This is a genomic window from Comamonas testosteroni (genome assembly GCF_000761245.1).
Taxonomy (GTDB): domain Bacteria; phylum Pseudomonadota; class Gammaproteobacteria; order Burkholderiales; family Burkholderiaceae_C; genus Comamonas; species Comamonas testosteroni_C.
On the sequence record NZ_AWOR01000001.1, the window covers coordinates 616,048 to 632,547 of the forward strand.

General features: G+C 63.1%; 13 protein-coding genes. 1 reads left to right on the plus strand and 12 read right to left on the minus strand.

From position 1 onward, the window contains the following. Positions 1-9: 9 nt before the first annotated feature. Both lysS and P353_RS02775 read right to left on the minus strand, forming a co-directional pair. A complete protein-coding gene (gene lysS, locus P353_RS02770; protein ID WP_034364936.1) occupies positions 10-1,554 on the minus strand; it encodes a lysine--tRNA ligase in 1,545 nt (514 codons plus the stop codon). 243 nt (positions 1,555-1,797) lie between these two features. Next, the gene (locus tag P353_RS02775) at positions 1,798-2,448 is read right to left on the minus strand and encodes an LON peptidase substrate-binding domain-containing protein (protein ID WP_034364939.1); all 651 of its coding nucleotides are present in this window, start codon (positions 2,446-2,448) and stop codon (positions 1,798-1,800) included. A gap of 60 nt (positions 2,449-2,508) precedes the next feature. Here P353_RS02775 and P353_RS02780 point away from each other — a divergent pair, with 60 nt between their 5' ends. Further along, positions 2,509-3,075, plus strand: coding sequence for a YggT family protein (locus P353_RS02780; protein WP_034364942.1), 567 nt, complete (start codon positions 2,509-2,511; stop codon positions 3,073-3,075). A 177-nt stretch (positions 3,076-3,252) separates the two neighbouring features. Here the strand turns inward: P353_RS02780 and accD are convergent, their stop codons facing one another. The 10 genes from accD to leuC all read right to left on the minus strand — a co-directional run bounded on the left by accD (position 3,253) and on the right by leuC (position 16,462). Then, positions 3,253-4,128 carry an acetyl-CoA carboxylase, carboxyltransferase subunit beta gene (gene accD, locus P353_RS02785; protein WP_034364944.1) on the minus strand — a complete coding sequence of 292 codons (876 nt, stop codon included), beginning with the start codon at positions 4,126-4,128 and terminating at the stop codon, positions 3,253-3,255. A 186-nt stretch (positions 4,129-4,314) separates the two neighbouring features. Beyond that, positions 4,315-5,124 (minus strand): tryptophan synthase subunit alpha, encoded by an 810-nt coding sequence (gene trpA, locus P353_RS02790; protein WP_034364947.1) that lies wholly within the window; start codon positions 5,122-5,124, stop codon positions 4,315-4,317. Further along, entirely contained in the window at positions 5,121-6,413 is a 1,293-nt protein-coding gene (trpB, locus tag P353_RS02795; RefSeq protein WP_034364950.1) for a tryptophan synthase subunit beta, read from the minus strand. The genes trpA and trpB overlap by 4 nt, the downstream gene beginning before the upstream one ends. Beyond that, entirely contained in the window at positions 6,338-7,123 is a 786-nt protein-coding gene (locus P353_RS02800; RefSeq protein ID WP_034364953.1) for a phosphoribosylanthranilate isomerase, read from the minus strand. Before P353_RS02800 ends, trpB begins: the two co-directional genes overlap by 76 nt. A gap of 42 nt (positions 7,124-7,165) precedes the next feature. After that, positions 7,166-7,996 carry a tRNA pseudouridine(38-40) synthase TruA gene (gene truA / locus P353_RS02805; RefSeq protein ID WP_034364957.1) on the minus strand — a complete coding sequence of 277 codons (831 nt, stop codon included), beginning with the start codon at positions 7,994-7,996 and terminating at the stop codon, positions 7,166-7,168. Between the two features lie 40 nt (positions 7,997-8,036). Then, on the minus strand, positions 8,037-10,979 hold the full coding sequence (locus P353_RS02810) for a FimV/HubP family polar landmark protein (RefSeq protein ID WP_034364960.1): 2,943 nt from the start codon (positions 10,977-10,979) through the stop codon (positions 8,037-8,039). Positions 10,980-11,350: 371 nt separating this feature from the next. Beyond that, positions 11,351-12,463, minus strand: coding sequence for an aspartate-semialdehyde dehydrogenase (gene asd / locus P353_RS02815; RefSeq protein WP_034364963.1), 1,113 nt, complete (start codon positions 12,461-12,463; stop codon positions 11,351-11,353). Between the two features lie 391 nt (positions 12,464-12,854). Next, on the minus strand, positions 12,855-13,931 hold the full coding sequence (gene leuB, locus P353_RS02820) for a 3-isopropylmalate dehydrogenase (RefSeq protein ID WP_034364966.1): 1,077 nt from the start codon (positions 13,929-13,931) through the stop codon (positions 12,855-12,857). A gap of 312 nt (positions 13,932-14,243) precedes the next feature. Then, on the minus strand, positions 14,244-14,900 hold the full coding sequence (gene leuD, locus P353_RS02825; protein WP_003057935.1) for a 3-isopropylmalate dehydratase small subunit: 657 nt from the start codon (positions 14,898-14,900) through the stop codon (positions 14,244-14,246). 140 nt (positions 14,901-15,040) lie between these two features. Beyond that, entirely contained in the window at positions 15,041-16,462 is a 1,422-nt protein-coding gene (gene leuC / locus P353_RS02830; RefSeq protein WP_034364968.1) for a 3-isopropylmalate dehydratase large subunit, read from the minus strand. Positions 16,463-16,500: the final 38 nt, after the last annotated feature.

Here is a 16,500-nt window from a genome sequence, read left to right on the forward strand (position 1 = left end):
TTTTAAGGCTTACTGTTCGCGACGCAGGGCGGGGAACAGAATCACGTCACGGATGCTGGCGCTGTCGGTCAGCAGCATCATGAAGCGGTCGATGCCGATGCCGCAGCCGCCGGTGGGGGGCATGCCGTACTCGAGGGCGCGCACAAAGTCGTGGTCGAAGTACATGGCTTCGTCGTCGCCGCCGTCCTTGGCTTCCACCTGGGCATTGAAGCGGGCAGCCTGGTCTTCGGCGTCATTGAGCTCGGAGAAGCCGTTGCCGAATTCGCGGCCGGTGATGTAGAGCTCGAAGCGCTCGGTCACTTCGGGACGCTCGTCATTGGCACGCGCCAGAGGCGAGATCTCGGTGGGATGCTCCATGATGAAGGTGGGGTTCCACAGCTTATCTTCCACCACCTCTTCGAAGTACAGCACCTGCAGGCTGGCCAGGGTGCGGGTGGACAGCTTGTCCTTGTCTTCCTTCATGCCCAGCTTCTTCAGGGCATTGGTCAGCCATTCGCGGTTGGCCACGTTGTCGCCGGCTTCGGTGTATTTGACGATGGCTTCGGGGATGGTCAGGCGCTCGAAGGGCTTGGCCAGATCCACGGGCTTGCCGCCATAGCTCAGCTCCAGCGTGCCCACGGCCTTGATGGCCGCGTCGCGGATCAGCTTTTCGGTGTAGTCCATCAGGTCCTGGTAGTTCCAGTAGGCCGCGTAGAACTCCATCATGGTGAACTCGGGGTTGTGGCGCACCGAGATACCTTCATTGCGGAAGTTGCGGTTGATCTCGAACACGCGCTCGAAACCGCCGACGATCAGGCGCTTGAGATACAACTCGGGCGCGATGCGCAGGTACATCTCCTGGTCCAGCGCATTGTGGTGGGTGATGAAGGGCTTGGCGTTGGCACCGCCGGGGATGGGGTGCAGCATGGGTGTCTCGACTTCCAGGAAGCCGTGCTCGACCATGAAGTCGCGGATGCCGGCAACGGCCTTGCTGCGCGCCACGAAGCGCTTGCGGGCCTCTTCGTCGGTCATCAGGTCCACATAGCGTTGGCGCACCTTCTGCTCCAGATCGGCCATGCCGTGGAACTTGTCGGGCATGGGGCGCAGGCTCTTGGTGAGCAGGCGGATCTTCGTGGCCTTGATCGACAGCTCGCCGGTCTTGGTCTTCATCAGCTGACCTTCGACGGCAATGATGTCGCCCAGATCCCACTTCTTGAAGTCGGCGTAGACCTCTTCACCCACGGCATCGCGGGTGACATAGGCCTGGATGCGGCCCGTGGCGTCTTGCACGGTGGCAAAGCTGGCCTTGCCCATGACGCGCTTGAGCATCATGCGACCCGCCACGCTGACAGTGATGGCGGCGGCGTCCAGGGCTTCGGCATCCTTGCCGCTGTGCTCTGCAATCAGGGCATCTGCGCGATGCTCGGGCTTGAAGTCGTTGGGGAAGGCGACGCCGCCATTGGCCTTGGAAGACTCGCGCAGGGCCTTGAGTTTTTCGCGGCGCTCGGCGATGAGTTTGTTTTCGTCCTGAGGGGCGGTGTTTTCTGCCGCAGAAGAGGTGTTTTGTTCAGTCATGAAAAGAGAGCGCCAGCGACAAGCGCCGGTTGGAGGCCAGAAACAAGGGGCCGCAAAAGATGGCTGCTGCCCGAAACCGGTGATTTTAAGTTTTTTGCCGAAGCAAGGGTAGGCGGCCGGGCAAAGCGCTGACGGCAGCTGCGGTATGCGACCTCCATGGCTCAGGCTTTCGCCTCGAAAGTCAGCTCTTTGCTATCGAATAAGTAGCTTTTATGGACCGTCAGCAAAAGGGTGCAGGCAATTTCAGGAGTCGTCCTGCGGGGCCGATCCGGTAATGCCGCTTTGCTCCAGCACATCGGCGATCAGCTCCAGCCGCAGCAGCGGGGCATCCAGCGTCATCAGCTGCTGCTTGATCCGCACCGCCAGGGGCAGCATCTCGGCCCAGCGATTGGCCACCCAGGCACAGTCGTGCATCTGCGCCGGCGTGGGCAGCTGCGCGTGATCGGGGTCGTGGTCGTGCAGGTTCAGCAAGGCCTGAGCCAGCGCATGGGAGGTGCTGAGCAAATGCTTGGGAATGTTGACTTTGGGGTCATCGGGCAGCATGGTGACATCGGCCACCCACAGGCCATGCGGCAGTTGCCAGCAGCGCTGGATGTGAAAGCGCTGGGCGCCCTTGCATTGCAGATGCATCAGCCCGGGCTGGGGCGAATCGAGCCGGGCAATGCGCGCCAGCACGCCTTCGGAGTGCAGGCGCTCGGTCTGGGCGCCTGCCTTGCGCACCTCCTGACCCGCCTGCAGCGCCACCACGCCGAAAGGAGCGTCGGCATGCTGGCATTTGCGGATCATGTCCAGATAACGCACCTCAAAGACCTGCAGACTCAGCAGGCCTTCAGGAAACAGCACCGTGTTCAGCGGGAACAGGGGCAGGGAATGCAGACTTTGCGTATCGGTCATGGTGCCCGGCTATCATCCCATGAATAGGTGAGTTGCTCACTGTTTTCTGAATTGGGTCACATGCTGTTTGAAATCGTTTTGTTTCTGCTGGATGTCGTTGTCGGGTTGATCAGCGGGGCCTGCCTGCTGCGCATGTACATGCAGGCGCAGCGTGTGCCGTTTGGCAATCCCGTGGGGCAGTTGGTCTTTGCGCTGAGCGACTGGATCGTCATGCCGCTGCGCAAGGTCGTTCCGGCCAAGGGCCGCTGGGACAAGTCCAGCCTGATTGCTGCCTTGCTGCTGCAGCTGGCGCAGGTGCTGCTGATCTGGCTGCTGCTCGGTGCCAAGGGATCGGTGCTGGCGCTGCCATGGCTGGCTTTTTGCGCACTGCTCAAGGTCATCCTGTCGGGCATGATGGGCATCTTGCTGATCTACGCCATCCTGTCCTGGGTTCAGCCCTATTCCCCCATCTACGGCGTGCTGCAGCGCCTGGCCGATCCGCTGGTGGCACCGATCCGCAAGGTGGTGCCCCTGATCGGCAATGTGGACTTTTCGGCACTGATTGCCCTGATCGGCCTGCAGGTGCTGCTGATGGTGCTCAACTATGTGCAGGCTGGCGGTCTGTCCATGATTGCCGGTGTGCGCTAGGGGAGCCGCCCGGGCCGGCAAAGCCGCATCGCCTTGAGGTTTGCGGATGAAGCCTCGTCAATTCCAAAGCCTGTTCTGAGGTGCTTTGTGAATGTCCCGAGGCATAAAAACCCACAAAAAAAAGGCTGACGCAGATGAATGCTGCGTCAGCCTTTTTGCTTTTTGCTCGTCCGGTGCTTATTCCACGGCGTCCGCAGGCAGACGTTGCAGCATGGCCAGAGAGCTGGCGACGCGATCACGCAGCTCGCGGCGGTCGACGATCATGTCCACAGCGCCCTTTTCCTGCAGGAATTCGGCGCGCTGGAAGCCCTCGGGCAACTTCACGCGCACGGTGGTTTCGATCACGCGAGGGCCGGCAAAGCCGATCAGGGCCTTGGGCTCGGCGATCACGATATCGCCCACGAAGGCGAAGCCGGCGGACACACCGCCCATGGTCGGGTCGGTCAGCACGGAGATATAGGGCAGACCCTTTTTGGCCAGACGTGTCAGCGCGGCATTGGTCTTGGCCATTTGCATCAGCGACAGCAGGCCTTCCTGCATGCGGGCACCACCGGTGGCGGTGAAGCAGATGAAAGGCACTTTTTGCTCGATGGCGGTTTCTACGCCGCGCACAAAGCGTTCGCCGACCACGGAGCCCATGGAGCCGCCCATGAAGTCGAACTCGAAGCAGGCCACGACCACATTGATGCTCTTGACGGAGCCGCCCATGACGATCAGTGCATCGGTCTCGCCGGTGTTCTCCAGCGCTTCCTTCAGACGCTCGGGGTACTTGCGGCTGTCCTTGAATTTCAGCGGGTCGACAGGAATGACTTCCTGAGCGATTTCATAGCGGCCTTCGGCGTCAAGGAAATGGTTCAGACGCGCGCGCGCACCGATGCGGTGGTGGTGGCCGCAGGTCGGGCAGACGTTCTGGTTCTTTTCCAGATCGGTCTTGTACAGAACGGTTTCGCAGCTGGGGCACTTGATCCACAGACCTTCGGGAATCTGCTGATGGCGTTCCGTCGGATTGGTCTGCTGGATTTTTGCAGGCAGAAGTTTTTCAAGCCAGGACATGTTGTTTCCTTTTCAGTTTCCACTGCACTGCGCGCCACCCGCAACCCATGAGAGCGGCGCGGCGCAGGCACTGGCGCAATCCCGGTCAGGGACAGCGAGCAAGGGCCGCCCCGCCGCGAGGCTGTCGTCCCCTTCAGGGGGACGCGGCGTAAAGCCGCTCAGGGGGTGGCCAATTTCAGGGGTGCATTATGCGTCGAGAGCCTTTCGCACACCACGCAGAAAGTCTATTGCCAAAGGCACGATCTTCTCGTGGGGCTGGTTGTCGAGCAGGTCAATGATGCGGCTGCCGATGATGACGGCGTCGGCCACCTGGCCCACGGTCTGTGCGGTCTGGGCATCGCGGATGCCGAAACCCACGCCCACGGGAACGCTGACATGCTGGCGAATGCGCGGCAGCATGGCCTCCACGGCCGAGGTGTCCAGAGCGCCCGAACCGGTCACGCCCTTGAGCGAGACATAGTAGACATAGCCGCTGGCCACGCGGGCCACCTGTTGCATGCGCTCGTCCGTGCTGGTGGGAGCCAGCAGGAAGATCAGGTCCATGTCGCGGGCCTTGAGCTTGGCGGCGAACTCCTCGCATTCCTCGGGCGGATAGTCCACGATCAGCACGCCATCGACGCCGGCTGCGGCGGCATGGTTGACGAAGGCATCTTCGCCATGGATCTGGTCGTAGCGCTCAACAGGGTTGGCATAGCCCATGAGCACCACGGGTGTGGTCTGGTCCTTTTTGCGGAACTCGGCCACATAGGCCAGCACCTGGCTCAGACCCACGCCGTTGGCGATGGCCTTGTCGCCTGCGCGCTGGATGGTGGGGCCGTCGGCCATGGGGTCGGAGAAGGGCACGCCCAGCTCGATCACGTCGGCACCGGCTTCCACCATGCCGTGCATGAGGGGAGGGGTGATGGCGGCAAACGGGAAGCCTGCTGTCACATAGGGAATCAAGGCCTTGCGGCCTTCTTCCTTGAGCTTGTTGAAGGTGGCGGTGATTCGGCTCATAACTTGTTGCCCCCTGCGGCAGCCTTGGCTGCATCATGTCCGGGAGCGCCCTTGACGGTGAGACCGCGCATGGAGGGGCGGTCGAAGTATTCGGCACCCGACAGGTCGGCCACGGTGCCGATGTCCTTGTCGCCGCGGCCGGACAGGCTCACGAGAATGGACTGCTCGGCGCGCATGGTCTTGGCCAGCTTCATGGCATAGGCCACGGCGTGGCTGGACTCCAGGGCCGGGATGATGCCTTCGGCGCGGCACAGGTAGTGGAAGGCGTCCAGTGCTTCCTGATCGGTGATGCCCACATACTGGGCGCGACCGATTTCCTGCAGCCAGGCATGTTCGGGGCCCACACCGGGGTAATCCAGGCCGGCGCTCACCGAGTGAGTCTCTGTGATCTGGCCGTTTTCATCCTGCAGGATGAAGGTGCGGTTGCCGTGTAGCACGCCCGAGCTGCCTTTTTGCAGCGAGGCCGAGTGCTTGCCGGACTCCAGGCCCTCGCCAGCCGCTTCCACGCCGAACAGCTTGGTGTCTTCGTAGGGGATATAGGGGTAGAAGATGCCCATGGCATTGCTGCCGCCGCCCACGCAGGCAACCACCGCGTCGGGCTGCTTGTCGGCGCCCAGGAACTCGGGCATCTGCGTCAGGCATTCGTCGCCGATGACCTTCTGGAAGTCGCGCACCATCATGGGGTAGGGGTGGGGGCCGGCCACGGTACCGATGATGTAGAAGGTGTTGTCCACATTGGCAACCCAGTCGCGCATGGCTTCGTTGAGCGCATCCTTGAGCGTCCTGGAGCCCGATTCCACGGGCACCACGGTCGCGCCCAGCAGTTTCATGCGGTAGACGTTGGGGCTTTGGCGTTTCACGTCCTCGGCACCCATGTAGACGATGCATTCGAGGCCGTAACGCGCGCAGATGGTGGCCGTGGCCACGCCGTGCTGGCCGGCACCTGTCTCGGCAATGATGCGCGGCTTGCCCATGCGCTTGGCGAGCATGGCCTGGCCGATCACATTGTTGATCTTGTGCGCGCCCGTGTGGTTGAGGTCCTCGCGCTTCAGATAGATCTGCGCACCGCCCATTTCACGGCTCATGCGCGAGGCGTGATAGACGGGCGAAGGGCGGCCTACATAGTGGGCCAGCTCGGACTGGAATTCGGCGATGAATTCGGGGTCGTTCTGATACCTTGCGTAGGCCTCACGCAGCTCGGTGAGGGCGTGAGTCAGGGTTTCGCTGGCGAAGCTGCCGCCGTAGCGGCCGAAATGGCCGTGGACGTCGGGATACTGGTATTCAAACATGTGTCAGTCTGCAAAATTTGGGCATCAGCTGCGCGTACGGCAGCAATGAAGCGATGAATCTTGTGGGCATCCTTGATGCCTTTGAGAGGCTTGCCGTCGGGACCTTCGGCCTCGACTCCAGAGCTCACATCAACGGCCAGAGACAACCCGCGAGGGCGCACTTGCAAGATGCCATCGGTCACGTTTGCAGGCGTGAGTCCACCAGACAAAACGAGGTGAGAGTCGACGCTTGTTGGCAGAAGTGACCAATTGAATGCCTTGCCGCCGCCACCATAACCATCGACATGGGCGTCGAGCAGGATGGCTTGGGCCTTTGAATAACGTTGGGCATATTCTACGAGGTCAAACTGCGCCGCATCGTCTCCAAGGGGTATGCGCGCAGCGCGCAACCAGGGCTGCACGCCCCGGGTGGAGGCCTCGCAATCCGCTGCCGTTTCATCACCATGAAATTGCACACAGGCGTTTGGTATCCGGTCGCAGGCAGCTATCACATTGGTAGCTGTTTCATTCACAAAGAGCAAAACAGGTGTGACAAAGGGCGGCAGTCGCCGAGCCAGCTCGGCCGCGCGTTGCAGCGTCACGGCGCGCGGGCTTGGTGCATAGAGCACAAAGCCGACGGCATCGGCTCCGGCGGCCACTGCAGCGTCGACATCCTGCTCGCGGGTCAGGCCGCAGATCTTGATGCGGGTGCGGGGGGCAATTGAAGACATGACAAGTCTGTGGCGTTGCAGCAATCGATGGTGCTTGGCCGCTCAGGGCAGCCAGGCAAACGGGGGAGTGTCTACAGGCAGGCCCCAGCGTGTATCGTAAATGGGGCCGAGAAAGTACAGTCCGTCAGGGGAGAAGGTGGGGGCTGCCACCTCGCGCGAGCGTGCCTCCAGCACTTGCTGCATCCATTCCACGGGCTTGGAGCCCTGGCCCACGTAGATCAGGCAGCCCATGATGTTGCGGATCATGTGGTGCAAAAAGGCGCTGCCCTCGAACTCGAAACGCCAGTAGCCGCATTCCATCTGCGCGTCGCGCATGGGCGCCTGTCCTGCGGGGCGGTAGTGGATGTCGATGCGGCGCAGGGTCTTGACCGGGCTCTTGGCCTGGCAGCCTGCAGCGCGAAAGGACGAAAAATCATGCTCGCCCAGCAACAGATCGGCGGCTGCGCGCATGCGCTGCGCATCCAGAGCCTGAAACACCCAGCCCACCCGGCCCTGGTCGACGCTGGGGCGCACGGGCGACTGCAGCAGCACATAGGCATAGCGGCGTGCGGTGGCGCAGGCGCGGGAATGGAAGCCATCCGGGCCGTCAGCGACCTCGGCCGCCCATTGCACGGCGATGTCCTTGGGCAAGAAGGTGTTGGTGCCGCGCACCCAGGAGTTGGGCGCACGCTGCAGCTCGGTGTCAAAGTGCACGACCTGCATCAGGCCGTGCACACCGGAATCGGTGCGACCGGCGCAGATGGTGGAGACTTCTTGAGTAGCAAAGCGGCCCAGGGCCGCTTCGAGTTTGTCTTGTACGGTGTTGCCATCGGGCTGGCTTTGCCAGCCGCGATAGGCCTGACCGTTGTAGCTGACGCCAAGAGCTATGCGCATGGCATGGCTCCCGGCGCGGGGTCTGAATGCATCAAATCAATCAACCAATCTGAGAGAGAAGGCTGTGAGCCTTGGCCTTGAGATCGCCATGGGCTTCGGCGATCACTTCCTCAATCAGTGTACGCGCTCCGTCGCTGTCGCCGATGGCATTGAACTCTTCGGCCAGGGCCAGCTTGGTGGCCAGCGGGTCTTCGGGTTCGGAGGGCGCTGGCACGGCATCGATCGGCGCGGCGATATCGGATGTGCCCAGATCCAGCGACAGGCCGCTGAGGTCGAAAGTCACCTCGGGTTGTGCAGGCGCTGTGGCGAGGCTGTCGCTCTCCTCGGCTGGCTGCTGCAAGGTCAGGGCTTCGGCGCCTTGCACTTCGTCCAGTGTCTCCAGGCTGGAGGATAGGTTCAGCGCAGCTGTTTCCTGTCCGCCGTCTGGCTCGGGCTGTGTCTGCAAAGGCAGGGTGAAACTGTCGAGGTCGAACTCGAGCGCATTCAGAGAGCTTTGCTCGGCGGGTGCGGGAGCTGCGACTGGGGCCGGGGCTTGAGATGCCGTGGCGGGCAGGCTGAACGAGGCCAGATCATCGAGATCCAGGTTCAGGCCATTGTCTGCGGCTGCAAGTGCCGGCTCTGCGGAGGGGGCAGCAGGAGTGTCCCACTGCGCCAGTGCTGCGAAGTCCTGTTCGTTGGGCAGGGAAACGGGCTCGGAGGCCACGGGCGCTGCGCTGGCTGCGGTGTCAGGCAGGTCTGCTGGCAGTTCCAGATCCATGTCGAAGTCCATGCCGGCGGGCTCCGTGGGAGGGCCTTCGCGACTGGCAGCCGCTTCTGCGGCCTGTGCGGCAGCCAAGGCCGAGCCAAAGCCCACGGCAGCGGCCACGCCGCCTTGCAGGGCGGTCGATGGATCGGTGGGGTTGAAGGCGTTGGGCGCGGCCGCCGCGCCTGCTTGGGGCTGGGGGGCGCCGCCCAGCTGGTAGGTCAGATTTTCCGGATCCAGGATGCGGCCCTGATCGGCCAGTCGCTGCCATTCGGGGCCCTTGCCCTGGGTCAGGGCAAAGACGTTGTTGGCGACTGATGCGTAGGCCATGCGGTCATGGCGCTTGGCATAGATTTCAGCCAGCTTCTGGTGCAGCACCAGACGGTTGGGGTCGGTGCGCAGCGCTTCCTTGAGGATTTCCTCGGCCTGCAGGTCGCGGCCGTAGGCCAGGTACACGTCGGCTTCGGCCAGCGGGTCCACATCGCCGGCGTCGAGCTGGCTGGGAGAGTACTGCATGGACTGGCCCGACATCTGGCTGCTGCTGGTCGTGGTGTCCACGCGCTGGCCGCCGCTGGCGCCGAAGAAGGAGTCCGCCGACAGCTGGCTGTCGCCCAGCATGCTGTCCGCGCCTGCCGCGGCGGCTTTGCGACGCTGGGAAACACGGTAGCCGCCATAGCCCAGAAGCAGGGCCAGCAGTGCTGCACCAGCCAGCGGGATGGTCGGGTCTTCCATCAGGCTGTCGATAAAGCTGGGCTCCTCGGGAATGGGGGCCGGTGCCGCCACAGGCTTGGGAGGTGCAACCGGTGCCGGTGCAGGCGCTGCAGGCTCGGCGGCGGCTTGTGCCGGTTCGCCTTCGGCCGCAGCTGGTGCGGGCATGGTGTCGCCTGGCTTGCCGGCATCGGCTGCCGCAGCCTCGGGTGTGGCTGGGGCAGCAGGCGTTGCAGCCGCATCAGCAGCTGCAGCTGCAGCGGGGGCAGGCGCTGCTGCATTGGCGGTGCTGGCCGCGGGCACTGTGACTGTGGGGCTTGCCGCTGGCGCAGCTGCAGCCGGGGTGCCTGCTGCGGGAGCTGCGGCCGTACCTGCGGGCTTGGTGGCTGCCGCAATCTGGCTCAGCTCGGCCATATTGCGTTTGAGCTCATCGGCGCGCGCAGATTGGTCTGCAGCCTGTTTTTGCTGGGCCACTTGCTCATCGGCGGCCACGCCCTTGACGGAGCCCTTGGACAGGGTCAGTTTGTCAGGGGCTGCGGTGGCGGCCTTGGCATCTGCGACATGGGCCTGAACCTGGCCGGAAGCGCTGCGGGATGCTGCTTCCACAGGGGCTACAGGCGCCACGCCAGCCAGTTGGCGGCGGAACTGGTTGAAATCCTGAGACTGGGCCGCCATGATCTGGCGTGCTTCCTTGGCCGAGGTGGCCTGGGCGGCTGCCTGATCGGGCAACTGGATTACCGCGCCGCTGCGCATGCGGTTGATGTTGCCATTGACAAAGGCCTGTGGGTTGCTGCGCAGCATGGCGACCAGCATCTGATCGAGCGAGACGCCTGCGGGCTTGTTCGCTGCCGCAATGCGTCCGGCGGTGTCGCCTGTCCTGACGCGGACTTCATCACTGCTGCCAGCCGGTGCTGCAGTGCCAGCCTGGCGTTTTCGCTGAGGCTTGGTTGCAGTCTCGTCCTGATCGCGGTCATTGCGCAGGTCCCTGCCGGCCGTGTTGACGGAGCTGGACGCCGGGCGTGTAGCCACGGCGGGGCGCGCAGGCGCAGGCAGCACGGCAGGCGTGGCCTGGGGGGCCGCGGTTGTGGCCTGAGCAGCGGTCGTGGGCGTTGGGGCCGGGCGGCGCGTGGCAGGGGGGTCGAGCAGCAAGGTGTAGTTGCGCTGCAGCTTGCCCGATGCCCAGTTGGCATCGATCACCAGGTCGACAAAGGGATCATTGACCGGCTGAAAGCTGCTGAGCTTGAGCACGGCCGAGCCATTGGAGCGTTTTTGCACCTGCACGCGCACCGAGTTGGCCGTGCCTGTGAATTCCATGCCCTGGGCGCGGAATGCCGCTGGCGATGCGATAGCGGCCTGCAGGCTGTCGGCCTCGGCAGCGCTGAGTTGAGGGATCTCGACCTCGGCACGCAAGGGCTCGCCCAGAGCCGACTGCACCGTGATGCGGCCCAGTGCCAATGCCCATGCATCGGTGGCCGGGAGGCTTGACAGTGCGAGGGTGGCTGCGGCGAGCGCAGAAAGTTTCCAGCGTTGCATAGGGCTCAGACTTGATTCGTGCAGCCTACAGCCCTCTTGTTCTTGATCGGGTTTGTGGCTGCGGTGCACATAAAAATTGGAAATTCCAGCTCGCGGCAAAGGTCTCTCGGCCCGGCGGACACAGTTTGCATTGTCAACGACGCTATTGCAATGTGAGCAAAAGCAGGGGCGGCAAGGCTCTCAATTGTTGTCGATTGGCAACGAGATGAAACCTAATGTAGGTTTGCCGACGGTTTGCATTCGCCCGAATAGGCGGTCAATTGTCGCCCAAGCCCGGAGTCTGGGAAGCAAAAAAGCGCCGCTCATCACGCGGATGAGCGGCGCTTTGCTGCGCTGGATCAAGCCCGCTGCGGGCTTGATGGCGGCGCAGATCAGGCAGCCAGCAGGATACGCAGCATGCGGCGCAGCGGCTCGGCAGCGCCCCACAGCAGCTGGTCACCGATCACGAAGGCCGAAACGTACTCAGGGCCCATATTGAGCTTGCGCACGCGGCCCACGGCAACGTCAAGGCCGCCGGTGGTCGCTGCGGGAGTCAGTTCCTTGACGGTCAGGGCGCGCTCGTTGGCCACGAACTTGACCCAGGGATTGCCGCCCTTGATCAGGGCTTCGATCTCTTCCAGGGGCAGGTCCTTCTTGAGCTTCAGGGTCAGGGCCAGGGAGTGGCAGCGCATGGCGCCGATACGCACGCACAGGCCGTCCACGGGGATGGTGGCTTCGGTGCCGAGAATCTTGTTGACCTCGGCCTGGCCCTTCCATTCTTCCTTGGACTGGCCGTTGGGCAGCTGAGCGTCGATCCAGGGGATCAGGCCGCCGGCCAGAGGCGCGCCGAAGAATTCGGTGGGCACATCTTCGCGGATGGTCTGGGCCACCTTGCGGTCGATTTCCAGAATCGCCGAAGCAGGAGTCGCCAGCTCGTTGGCGACGGCGGAGTGCACCACGCCCATGCCCTTGAGCAGCTCGCGCATGTGGTTGGCGCCACCGCCCGATGCGGCCTGGTAGGTCATGGAGGAGACCCATTCCACCAGACCGGCCTTGAACAGGCCGCCCAGGCCCATCAGCAGGATGGAGTTGGTGCAGTTGCCACCGATCCAGTTCTTGCCGCCGGCGGCCAGCTTTTGCTGGATCAGATCGTCGTTGACGGGGTCGAGCACGATGACGGCGTCGCCTTCCATGCGCAGCGAGGAGGCTGCGTCAATCCAGTGGCCGTTCCAGCCGGCAGCGCGGATCTTGGGGAAGACTTCCTTGGTGTAGTCGCCGCCCTGGCAGGTGATGATGATGTCGCACTTGGACAGCTCGGCGATGTCGTTGGCGTCCTTCAGCTCGGTGTGCACGGTGGCCATGGCCGGAGCCTTGCCGCCGGCATTGGAGGTGGAGAAGAACACGGGCTCGATCAGCGCGAAGTCACCTTCGGCCTGCATACGGTCCATCAGCACGGAGCCGACCATGCCGCGCCAGCCCACCAAACCTACCAATTGCTTGCTCATTTGAAACGCCCTTTCAGTTTTGAAAACAGTAGCTTGAGACTGCTTCGGCCGGCTCGTCAGGGCCGGAAGGGGCGCGCGACGAACCGGGCTGGGTCAGCCTGTAATCGTCTTAATGGTGATTGCGCGCGCATTCACACCGGCAGTCTTTGCGGGTGTGACGATTTCGGGAGCGAAGGTGCGTGCGGCAAACATAAGAGGTGTCATTCTAGCGACTAGAGCAAAAGCCTGAAGAACTAAAAGCGCTTGAAACTCTAGTCAAAACGTCGAAATAAATGATTTATTTTTGACGTTTTGTTTGTTTGATGCCGAAAAATGCGTCAAACCCAAGCCACCGCCTTTCGGCGGTGGCGGGGTATCAGCGGTTTCCGGACTTGGATCGTCAATACGCGTCTCAGACGCCGGCCAGGGCCTTGACCACGGCATCGCCCATTTCACGGGTGCTGACCTTGGTCGTGCCTTCGCTGTAGATGTCTGCGGTACGCAGGCCGTCGGCCAGCACCTTTTGCACGGCGGCTTCGATCTTCTGGGCGGCAGCTTCCTGGCCCAGGCTGAAGCGCAGCATCATGGCGGCCGAGAGGATGGTGGCCAGAGGATTGGCAATGCCCTTGCCGGCGATGTCGGGGGCCGAGCCGTGGCTGGGTTCGTACAGGCCTTGCTTCTTGTCGTTGAGGCTGGCGCTGGGCAGCATGCCGATGGAGCCGGTCAGCATGGAGGCTTCGTCGGAGAGGATGTCGCCGAACATATTGCCCGTGACCACCACGTCGAAGCGCTTGGGCTCCTTGACCAGCTGCATGGCGGCGTTGTCCACGTACATGTGGTCCAGCGCCACATCGGGGTACTGCTTGGCGACTTCGGTGACCACATCCTTCCACAGCTGGAAGGTTTCCAGCACATTGGCCTTGTCCACGCTGGTCACGCGCTTGCTGCGCTTTTGGGCAGCCTGGAAGGCGACATGGGCGATGCGCTCGATCTCGGGGCGCGTGTAGCGCATGGTGTCGAAGGCTTCCTCGGCGCCGGGGAAGTGGCCATCGGGTGCCACACGGCGGCCGCGCGGCTGGCCGAAGTAGATGTCGCCGGTCAGCTCGCGGATGATGAGGATGTCCAGACCCGCCACCAGCTCGGGCTTGAGGCTGGAGGCATGGGTCAGTTCCTTGTAGCAGATGGCGGGGCGGAAGTTGGCGAACAGGCCCAGGGCCTTGCGCAGGCCGAGGATGGCCTGCTCGGGGCGCAGGGGGCGGTCCAGCGTGTCGTACTTCCAGTCGCCCACGGCACCGAACAGGATCGCATCGGCTTCCTGGGCCAGCTTCAGCGTGGCGGGGGGCAGGGGGTGGCCGGCAGCTTCGTAGCCGGCGCCGCCCACGGGCGCGGTTTCCATCTCCAGACCCAGATCCAGGGCCTCGAGCACCTTGACGGCTTCCGCGACGATTTCGGGACCGATGCCATCACCGGGCAAAACTGCAATCTTCATGATGTTCCTTTGATTAATTTGATAGCTGCTAGCGCTCGTTATTCATAGATTTCAAGATGAATACTGTTTGAAATCCATTAAAGAAAAGCGCTAGAAGCTCACTTATTGATAGTTTTACTTCAGACCCTAGCGGCTCGCATCCCTCAACTGAGTGAGACGAACAAAGACCGCGTGGGGCATTGCCTAAGCTGTGGCACGGCCAAAACAAGGGGCATCGAGCAAGGGCCGTCCCGCAGCAAAGATGCCGTCCCCCTCCCGAAGAGAGAGGGGGAAGCCGCGGCGCCGCCTAGGCAAAGCGGCCCAGGGGGCGCTTTACTTCTGAATCAACGTATGCGCCAGCCAGGGCTTTTGCGCCAGGCGCTCGGCTTCGAAGGCCTTGATCTTGTCGGCATGGCGCATGGTCAGGCCGATGTCGTCAAAGCCGTTGAGCAGGCAGTATTTGCGAAAGGCGATGACGTCGAAGGCAATCTCTTCGCCCTGGGGCCTCAGGATCACCTGGCGCTCCAGGTCGATGGTCAGCTCGTAGCCGGGGAAGGCCGCCACGTCGTTGAACAGCTGGTCGATCGTGGCCTCGGGCAGAACGATGGGCAGCAGACCGTTCTTGAAGCTGTTGTTGAAGAAGATGTCGGCAAAGCTGGGGGCCAGGATGGCGCGGAAGCCGTACTGGTCCAGGGCCCAGGGCGCATGCTCGCGGCTGGAGCCGCAGCCGAAGTTCTTGCGCGCGATCAGGATGCTGGCGCCCTTGAAGCGGGGCTGGTTGAGCACGAAGTCGGGGTTGGGCTTGCGGTCGGCTTCGGGCACGCCGGGCTGGCCGGGCTGGTCCAGATAGCGCCACTCGTCAAACAGATTGGGGCCGAAGCCGGTCTTCTTGATGGACTTGAGGAACTGCTTGGGGATGATGGCGTCGGTGTCGACGTTCTCGCGGTCCATGGGGGCGACAAGGCCCTTGTGCACGGTGAATTTTTGCATGGTGTGATTCCAGAATCTTTAGTCTTGGCGACGTTCGCGTCTTGCGTCAGAGGCGGCCAGCAAGGGCCGTCCTGCAGCGTGGGCTGCCCCAGCAAAGGCCGTCGTCCCCCTTGGGGGAAGGCGCGCAGTGACTCAGGGGGTTACGCAAATTTACGGATGTCCACAAAGTGGCCGTGGATGGCAGCCGCAGCGGCCATGGCGGGGCTGACGAGGTGGGTGCGGCCACCGGCGCCCTGACGGCCTTCGAAGTTGCGGTTCGAGGTCGACGCGCAGCGCTCGCCGGGCTCCAGACGGTCGGCGTTCATGGCCAGGCACATGGAGCAGCCGGGTTCGCGCCATTCAAAGCCGGCGGCCTTGAAGATCTGGTCCAGGCCTTCACGCTCGGCCTGTTCCTTGACCAGGCCGGAGCCGGGCACGACCATGGCCAGCTTGATGTTCTTGGCGACCTTCTGGCCCAGCTTCTTGACCACGGCCGCGGCTTCGCGCATGTCCTCGATGCGGCTGTTGGTGCAGGAGCCGATGAACACCTTGTCGACAAAGATGTCGTTGATGGGCTTGCCGGGCGTAAGCGCCATATAGGTCAGCGCCCGCTCGATGGCGCCGCGCTTGTTGGAGTCCTTTTCCTTGTCGGGATCGGGAACGACGGCATCGATGCCCAGCACCATCTCGGGGCTGGTGCCCCAGGTCACCTGGGGCACGATGTCGGCGGCGTTCAGCTCCACCACATGGTCGAACTTCGCATCGGCATCGGAATGCAGTGTCTTCCAGTAGCCGACGGCGGCATCCCATTCGCCGCCCGTGGGCGCCAGGGGGCGGCCCTTGATGTAGTTGATGGTCTTGTCGTCCACGGCCACGAGACCTGCACGGGCACCGCCTTCGATGGCCATGTTGCAGACCGTCATGCGGCCTTCCACGCTCAGGTCACGGATGGCTTCGCCGGCAAACTCTATGGTGTAGCCCGTGCCGCCGGCGGTGCCGATCTTGCCGATGATGGCCAGCACGATGTCCTTGGCGGTGATGCCGGGCGCGACCTTGCCGTTGACCTGCACCAGCATGTTCTTGGCCTTCTTGGCCAGCAGGGTCTGGGTGGCCATCACATGCTCGACCTCGGAGGTGCCGATGCCGTGGGCCAGCGCGCCGAAAGCGCCATGGGTGGAGGTGTGGCTGTCGCCGCAGACCACGGTCATGCCAGGCAGGGTCGCGCCTTGCTCGGGGCCCATGACGTGAACAATGCCCTGGCCCTTGTCCATGAAGGGGAAGAAGGCGGCCGAGCCGAACTCGGCAATATTGCTGTTCAGCGTGGTGATCTGTTCCTTGCTGATGGGGTCGGCAATGCCGTCATAGCCGCGCTCCCAGCCGTCGGTGGGGGTGTTGTGGTCGGCCGTGGCCACGACCGAGCTGACGCGCCACAGCTTGCGCCCGGCCATGCGCAGGCCTTCAAAGGCCTGGGGGCTGGTGACTTCGTGCACCAGATGGCGGTCGATATAGAGGACAGAGGTGCCGTCTTCCTCGGTGTGAACGACGTGCTCGTCAAAAATCTTGTCGTAGAGGGTGCGTCCCATGGTGGTCTCGTGAGGTTGGTTTGTTGGGAGGATTCTGT

Coding starts and splice junctions, on each gene's coding strand:
- lysS (WP_034364936.1), bottom strand. CDS start 1,554: ATGACTGAACAAAACACCTCTTCTGCGGCAGAAAACACCGCCCCTCAG.
- P353_RS02775 (WP_034364939.1), bottom strand. CDS start 2,448: ATGACCGATACGCAAAGTCTGCATTCCCTGCCCCTGTTCCCGCTGAAC.
- P353_RS02780 (WP_034364942.1), top strand. CDS start 2,509: ATGCTGTTTGAAATCGTTTTGTTTCTGCTGGATGTCGTTGTCGGGTTG.
- accD (WP_034364944.1), bottom strand. CDS start 4,128: ATGTCCTGGCTTGAAAAACTTCTGCCTGCAAAAATCCAGCAGACCAAT.
- trpA (WP_034364947.1), bottom strand. CDS start 5,124: ATGAGCCGAATCACCGCCACCTTCAACAAGCTCAAGGAAGAAGGCCGC.
- trpB (WP_034364950.1), bottom strand. CDS start 6,413: ATGTTTGAATACCAGTATCCCGACGTCCACGGCCATTTCGGCCGCTAC.
- P353_RS02800 (WP_034364953.1), bottom strand. CDS start 7,123: ATGTCTTCAATTGCCCCCCGCACCCGCATCAAGATCTGCGGCCTGACC.
- truA (WP_034364957.1), bottom strand. CDS start 7,996: ATGCGCATAGCTCTTGGCGTCAGCTACAACGGTCAGGCCTATCGCGGC.
- P353_RS02810 (WP_034364960.1), bottom strand. CDS start 10,979: ATGCAACGCTGGAAACTTTCTGCGCTCGCCGCAGCCACCCTCGCACTG.
- asd (WP_034364963.1), bottom strand. CDS start 12,463: ATGAGCAAGCAATTGGTAGGTTTGGTGGGCTGGCGCGGCATGGTCGGC.
- leuB (WP_034364966.1), bottom strand. CDS start 13,931: ATGAAGATTGCAGTTTTGCCCGGTGATGGCATCGGTCCCGAAATCGTC.
- leuD (WP_003057935.1), bottom strand. CDS start 14,900: ATGCAAAAATTCACCGTGCACAAGGGCCTTGTCGCCCCCATGGACCGC.
- leuC (WP_034364968.1), bottom strand. CDS start 16,462: ATGGGACGCACCCTCTACGACAAGATTTTTGACGAGCACGTCGTTCAC.